Here is a 5,997-nt window from a genome sequence, read left to right as displayed (position 1 = left end):
GCCTGCGCCGGCACGGGGTCCGGCAGGGCGACGCCGGCGCGGTCCACGTCTCCGGGTTGCGTGAACTGGCCGTCGCCGTCCACGCGGCCACCGCCGCCGGGGCCGTGCCGGTCCTGCTCCCGGCCGGCGGCGGCCCCGCAGGACTCGCGGCGCTGATGAACGAGGCCGGCGCCCGGTTCCTGCTGACCGGCGAGGACACCGCGGCCCTGTCGATGGCGGCCGTGGAGCGGTCGTACGTCAGGCAGGTCTTCGCCTTCGGGGACGTCCCCGGCACCACGCCGTTCCGCCGCCTCCTGGAACCCGGGGCCGCCCCGGGCGGCGGGCCGCCCGGCCCACTCCGGGGCACCGCTCTGCGCGTTCCGGCCCCGCCGCAGGACATCACCCACGCCGACCGGCTCGCCGACCTCTGCCGCCTCTCCGGGACGCTGGGCGTCTCGGACGGCGACGTGCTCGTCCTGGGCGGCCAGGACGTCTCCGCTCTCACACGGATGGGGCTGGTGGACCTGTGCCTCATGCGGGGCGCCACCCTCGTGGGCGTCCCCGGCCGCGACGCGGCGGACCTGCTCGAAGCGATCCTCGACCACCGGGCCACGGCGGCCGTCGTCACCCCGGCCAAGCTCCGCGCCATCGCCTTCGGCCACGGCCGCGTCGCCGTCCCGGGGGTCCGCCTCCTGGTGACGGGCGCGCCGTCCGCCGAGGCCGTCCGCGCCTGCCGCGCCCGGCACGGCTGGCCGGTCGTCCCGCTGTGCTGACGGGCCGGTCCCGCGCGTCCCGGGGACGCGCGGGAACGCCCGGATGTCAGCCCGCGGGGGCGGGGTGGGGGATGGACTTGTGCTCCAGGTAGGCGTGCAGGCCCTCGGGGCCGAGCTCGCGGCCGAGGCCGCTGTTCTTGTAGCCGCCGAACGGGGTGTTCGGGTCGAGGGTGTACATGTTGACGCCGCAGCTCCCGGTGCGGATGCGGCGGGCGACCTCGACGCCGTGGTCGACGTCGGAGGTCCAGACCGAGCCGCCGAGCCCGTAGTCGCTGTCGTTGGCGATCCTGACGGCGTCGGCCTCGTCCTCGTAGGGGATGAGGACCAGCACCGGGCCGAAGATCTCCTCGCGGGCGATGCGCATGTCGTTGCCGACGTCGCCGAAGACGGTGGGCGCGACGTACCAGCCGCGGTCGTGCGGGCGGTTCAGGCCGCCGGTGATCAGCTTGGCGCCCTCGTCCTGGCCGATCCGGATGTAGTTCTCCACGCGCTCCTGCTGCCGCCTGGCGACCAGCGGGCCGATCTCGCAGCCGTAGTCGGCGGGGTCGCCCACGTTGAGGCCGCTCACCATGGTCGCGAGCGCGTCGGCGACCTCGTCGTAGCGGCGGCGGGACGCCAGGATGCGGGTCTGCGCGGCGCACGCCTCGCCGTTGTTCATCAGCGAGGCCAGCTTGAAGCCCTCGACGGTGGAGGCCAGGTCCGCGTCGTCCAGGATGATCGCGGCGGACTTGCCGCCGAGTTCGAGGGTGACCCGCTTGAGCTGCTCGCCGCAGACCGCGCCGATCTTGCGTCCGGCGGCGGTGGACCCGGTGAAGGACACCTTGTCGACGTCGGGGTGGGCGACGAGGTAGGCGCCGACCTCGCGTCCGGCCGGGACGAGGTTGACGACGCCCTCGGGGATGCCCGCCTCGCGGATCCACTCGGCGAGCAGGTAGGAGTCGAGGGGGGTCTCGGGGGAGGGCTTGGCCACGACCGTGCAGCCGGCGATGAGCGCGGGCGCGAGCTTGAGCATCAGCGTGAACTGCGGGACGTTCCACGGCACGATCGCCGCGACGACGCCGACCGGCTCCTGGGTCACCGTGACCGGCCCGAGCATGCCCTGCCGCTCCTCCTCCCAGGTGTAGGAGGCGGCGAGGTCGACGTAGTACTGCAGCACCATCTGCGGGATGGCCGCCTGCCCGAACACCGAGAACATGATGGGCGACCCCATCTCGGCGGTCACGAGGTCGGCCATCTCCTGCTGCCGCTCGGCGTAGATCGCCGAGAGCCGGCCGACGATCTCCGCGCGCTCGGCGGGGGTCATCCGCGGCCAGGGGCCCTCGTCGAAGGCGCGCCGGGCCGCCGCGACGGCGGCGTCGATGTCGCCCTCGGTGCCCTCGGGGACCCGCCCGATGACCTCCTCGGTGTGCGGGGAGACGACGTCGATCACGCCGGTCCCGGCCGGTGCGGCCCACTCGCCTCCGATGAACAGCCGATCGTGCTCGCGCATGCTGCTGTGCCTCCCCTGCCCGAGGGCCGACGCGGGTAACCGAATGCTTGCTTGGCCACAGCATCGCATGACGTCCCGGGGCGTTGGCAAGAGGAATGAGACTGGAGTCTCATTTGATAGAACGGGGGCCATGGCCGAGATCGCCGACGTCTGGTTCGACCCCTCCTGCCCCTACACGTGGATCACGTCGCGGTGGCTGGTGGAGGCCGCGAGGGTCCGGCCCGTCGAGCCGCGCTGGCACCTGCTGAGCCTGGCGGCGCTGAACGAGGGCCGGGACGACGATCCCGAGAACGACCCCGAGGGCTACCTGTGGCTGCCCGCCCGGGTCTGCGCCGCCGTCGCCGGCGAGGGCGGGCAGGAGGCGCTCGGCCGCTTCTACACCGCGTTCGGCGCGCGCGTCCACGAGCGCGGCGAGACGGAGCCCCACACGGTTTCCGGAGCGCTGGCCGAGGCCGGCCTGCCGGAGGAGCTCGCCGCCGCGGCCCTGGACGCCCGGTACGACGACGCGGTCCGCGCGTCCACGGCCGAAGGGCTCGCGCGGGTCGGCCCGCACGTCGGCACGCCCGTCGTCGCGGTCGGCGAGCGGGCGTTCTTCGGCCCGGTGCTGTCCCGGATCCCGCGCGGCGAGGAGGCCGGGCGGCTGTGGGACGGGACGCTCCTCGTCGCCGGGACGCCCGGCTTCCACGAGCTCAAGGGGCCGCCCCACGCCGCCCCCGACCCCTCCTAGAGAAGGTGGGCGTTCGGGCGGCGGGCGCGCTCGGCGAGCTCGGGCAGCTCGACCGTCTCGACGCCCGCGGCCGCGAGGACCTCCGCGCCCGTGCCCGCGGCGAACAGGGCCGGCTCGTGCCAGGCGAACACGACGCGGCGGGCGCCCGAGGCGACGATCAGCTCCGCGCACGTGCGGGGGCGCGACGCGCGGTGCCCGCACGGTTCGAGGGAGCTGTAGACCGTCGCGCCGGCGAGGCCGCCGCCGGCCTTGGCGAGCGCGGCCTCCTCGGCGTGGTCGTGCGGGTCCTGCTCGCGGGAGAAGCCGCGCGCGACCTCCCGCCCGTCCGCCCCGACGACGACCGCGCCCACCGAGAACGCGGTGCGCGAGGGCGGGCACAGGGCCGCGAGGTCGCAGGCCAGGGCCAGCCAGCCGAAGTCATCCACGCGCGCCCCCGACCAGGTAGCGCAGCAGGGCGAGGTCGCCGATGCGGGTGGCCTCCTGCAGCCGCATGGGGCGCGCGGGCGACTGCGGGAACACCCCGGACCGCACGAAGCGCGGCGCGGAGGGGTCGCCGACGAAGAACGGCGCGACCACGAGCTGCAGCTCGTCCACCGCGTCGGCGGTGAGGAACAGCGTGTGGATCCCGCCGCCGCCCTCGACCATCAGCCGCCGGACGCCCCGGGCGGCGAGGTCGCCGAGCACCGTGTCCAGCGCGAGCGGGTCGCCGGCGTCCACGACGTCGGCGAGGCCGGCCAGCCGGGCCGCCAGCCCGCCCGCCGTGCCGGTCGGGGCGTACACCAGCTTCGGGGACTCGCCCGTGGTGAAGAACCGCGCGCCGGGGTCCAGGTCGCCGCTCCAGGTCAGCGTCACCTTGGTGAGGTCGGGCGGCAGCCCGCGCGCGACCCGCTGCTCCCGCCGCGCCGCCGACCGCACGAGCAGCCTCGGGTCGTCGGCCCGGACGGTGCCCGCGCCGACGAGGATCGCGTCGCAGCCGGCGCGCACCGCGTCGACCCGGTCCCAGTCGGCCGTGCTGGACAGCCGGAGCCGCTCGGGAGTCGCGTCGTCGATGTAGCCGTCGGCGGACATCGCGCAGCTCAGAAGCACGTAGGGACGCTCGCTCACGCCGCCACCCTACGGGAGCCCCGCCTCCTTGATCGCATCGCCCGCGCAGATCGTTTGAGGCGACTCGGCGTTTCTGCGCCGGATGTGTCGGAGGGGGTGCCTATGGTTGCTGCGACATGCGAATCCTGCACACCTCCGACTGGCATCTCGGCAGATCGTTCCACCGCGAGGACCTGCTGGCCGCGCAGGCGGCGTTCGTCGACCACCTGGTCGAGACCGTCGCGGCGGAGCGGGTCGAGTGCGTGCTGGTCTCCGGGGACGTCTACGACCGCGCCCTGCCCGCGGTGGACGCCGTCCGGCTGTGCAACGAGGCCCTGGAGCGGCGCGCCGCCCTCACCCGGGTCGTGCTCATCGCGGGCAACCACGACTCCGCGCGCCGCCTCGGGTTCGGGTCGGCGCTGATGGACGCCGCCGGCGTGCACGTCCGCACCGACTTCGCGACCGTGGGGGAGCCCGTCGTCGTGGGCGACGCCGCGATCTACGGCGTCCCCTACCTGGAGCCCGAGCTCGTCCGCCACCCGTGGGAGCTGGACGAGCGCAGCCACGCCGCCGCGCTCACCGAGGCCATGCGCCGCGTCCGCGACGACGCCGCGCGCCACGACAGGCTGTCGGTCGTGCTCGCGCACGCGTTCGTCACCGGCGGCGAGTCCAGCGAGAGCGAGCGCGACATCTCGGTCGGCGGCTCCTCGCAGGTGTCGGCGTCGGTGTTCGACGGCGTCGACTACGCGGCGCTCGGCCACCTGCACGGCGCCTGGCGCATCGGCGACCGCGTCCGCTACTCGGGCTCGCCGCTGGCGTACTCCTTCTCCGAGGAGCGGCACGTCAAGGGCTCGTGGCTGATCGACCTGCGCCCCGGCGGCGTCGCGGCGGAGTTCGTGGAGGCCCCCGTCCCGCGGCGACTGGCCCGGGTCCGCGGCCGCATCGACGACCTGCTGTCCGATCCGTCCTACGACGAGGTCGAGGACCGCTGGCTCCAGGTCACGCTCACCGACGCGCGCCGCCCGTCCGCCGCGATGGAGCGGCTGCGCCGCCGCTTCCCGCACACGCTCGTGCTCGGCTTCGACCCGGAGGGCGGCGGCGCGGGCGGGGGCCGCACCTGGTCCGAGCGCGTCCGCGAGCGCTCCGCCCTCGACATCGCGGGCGACTTCGTCGCCGAGGTCACCGACGGGCCCGCCACCGAAGCCGAACGCGCCCTGCTCCACGAGGCCTTCGAGGCCTGCCGCCAGAAGGAGGCCACGGCGTGAGGCTGCACCGCCTGGAGATCGCGGCGTTCGGGCCCTTCTCGGGCACGGAGGTCATCGACTTCGACGCGCTGTCCGACGCCGGGCTGTTCCTCATCCAGGGCCGGACGGGCGCGGGCAAGACGAGCGTCCTCGACGCGGTCTGCTTCGCGCTCTACGGGCAGGTGCCCGGCGTCCGCAACGCGGTGAAGGGGCTGCGCAGCGACCACGCGGCGCCCGGCGCCGGGCCGCGCGTGGTGCTGGAGACGACCATCCGGGGCCGCCGGCTGCGCGTCTCGCGCTCGCCCGCCTGGGAGCGGCCGAAGCTGCGCGGGTCCGGGACGACGACCGAGCACGCCAAGGTCGTCGTCGAGGAGTTCGAGCACGGCGGCTGGGTGGGCCTCACCACCCGCCTGGACGAGGCGGGCGACCTCGTGACGCGGATGCTCGGCATGACCGCCGTCCAGTTCTGCCAGGTGGCGATGCTGCCTCAGGGGGAGTTCGCTGGGTTCCTGCGCGCCGGCGCCGACGAACGCCGCAAGGTGCTGGAGCGGCTGTTCGCCGCCGAGGTGTTCGCGCAGGTCGAGAAGTGGCTCGCCGAGCGGCGCGCCGCCACCGGCCGGGAGGCCGCCGAGCTCGGGGCGCGGGCCGTCTCGATCTCCGATCGGATCTGCGAGACGACGGGCGCCGCGCCGCCGCGCGAGC

7 protein-coding genes are annotated in these 5,997 nt (G+C 75.1%); 4 read left to right on the top strand and 3 right to left on the bottom strand.

Annotation, left to right across the window (positions count from 1 at the left end; all coding sequences use genetic code 11):
* Nucleotides 1-752: AMP-binding protein (locus AB0K37_RS39730; RefSeq protein ID WP_363990726.1), on the top strand; the 752-nt coding region annotated here is incomplete at its 5' end.
* A 46-nt stretch (nucleotides 753-798) separates the two neighbouring features.
* Here the strand turns inward: AB0K37_RS39730 and AB0K37_RS39725 are convergent.
* Nucleotides 799-2,241, bottom strand: a complete 1,443-nt coding sequence (locus tag AB0K37_RS39725) for an aldehyde dehydrogenase (protein WP_363990723.1) — start codon at nucleotides 2,239-2,241, stop codon at nucleotides 799-801.
* Nucleotides 2,242-2,371: 130 nt separating this feature from the next.
* Here AB0K37_RS39725 and AB0K37_RS39720 point away from each other — a divergent pair, with 130 nt between their 5' ends.
* Nucleotides 2,372-2,968, top strand: coding sequence for a disulfide bond formation protein DsbA (locus AB0K37_RS39720; protein WP_363990720.1), 597 nt, complete (start codon nucleotides 2,372-2,374; stop codon nucleotides 2,966-2,968).
* On the opposite strand, the gene AB0K37_RS39715 is transcribed toward AB0K37_RS39720, so the two are convergent.
* Nucleotides 2,965-3,393 (bottom strand): deaminase, encoded by a 429-nt coding sequence (locus AB0K37_RS39715; RefSeq protein ID WP_363990717.1) that lies wholly within the window; start codon nucleotides 3,391-3,393, stop codon nucleotides 2,965-2,967. The two genes, AB0K37_RS39720 and AB0K37_RS39715, sit on opposite strands and share 4 nt — an antisense overlap.
* Complete coding sequence (locus AB0K37_RS39710; RefSeq protein WP_363990714.1) at nucleotides 3,386-4,072, bottom strand: dihydrofolate reductase family protein; 687 nt, start codon at nucleotides 4,070-4,072, stop codon at nucleotides 3,386-3,388. The genes AB0K37_RS39715 and AB0K37_RS39710 overlap by 8 nt, the downstream gene beginning before the upstream one ends.
* 116 nt (nucleotides 4,073-4,188) lie before the next feature.
* Here AB0K37_RS39710 and AB0K37_RS39705 point away from each other — a divergent pair, with 116 nt between their 5' ends.
* Together AB0K37_RS39705 and AB0K37_RS39700 are read left to right on the top strand one after the other, a co-directional pair.
* A complete protein-coding gene (locus AB0K37_RS39705) occupies nucleotides 4,189-5,316 on the top strand; it encodes an exonuclease SbcCD subunit D (protein WP_363990711.1) in 1,128 nt (375 codons plus the stop codon).
* Nucleotides 5,313-5,997: SMC family ATPase (locus AB0K37_RS39700; protein ID WP_363990708.1), on the top strand; the 685-nt coding region annotated here is incomplete at its 3' end. The genes AB0K37_RS39705 and AB0K37_RS39700, both read left to right, overlap by 4 nt.

It is taken from the genome of Actinomadura sp. NPDC049753 (assembly GCF_040674655.1).
GTDB lineage: Bacteria > Actinomycetota > Actinomycetes > Streptosporangiales > Streptosporangiaceae > Spirillospora > Spirillospora verrucosospora.
Note: the sequence above shows the minus strand (reverse complement) of the source record. Positions and strands in the feature narration are given on the sequence as shown.

Coding starts and splice junctions, on each gene's coding strand:
- AB0K37_RS39725 (WP_363990723.1), bottom strand. CDS start 2,241: ATGCGCGAGCACGATCGGCTGTTCATCGGAGGCGAGTGGGCCGCACCG.
- AB0K37_RS39720 (WP_363990720.1), top strand. CDS start 2,372: ATGGCCGAGATCGCCGACGTCTGGTTCGACCCCTCCTGCCCCTACACG.
- AB0K37_RS39705 (WP_363990711.1), top strand. CDS start 4,189: ATGCGAATCCTGCACACCTCCGACTGGCATCTCGGCAGATCGTTCCAC.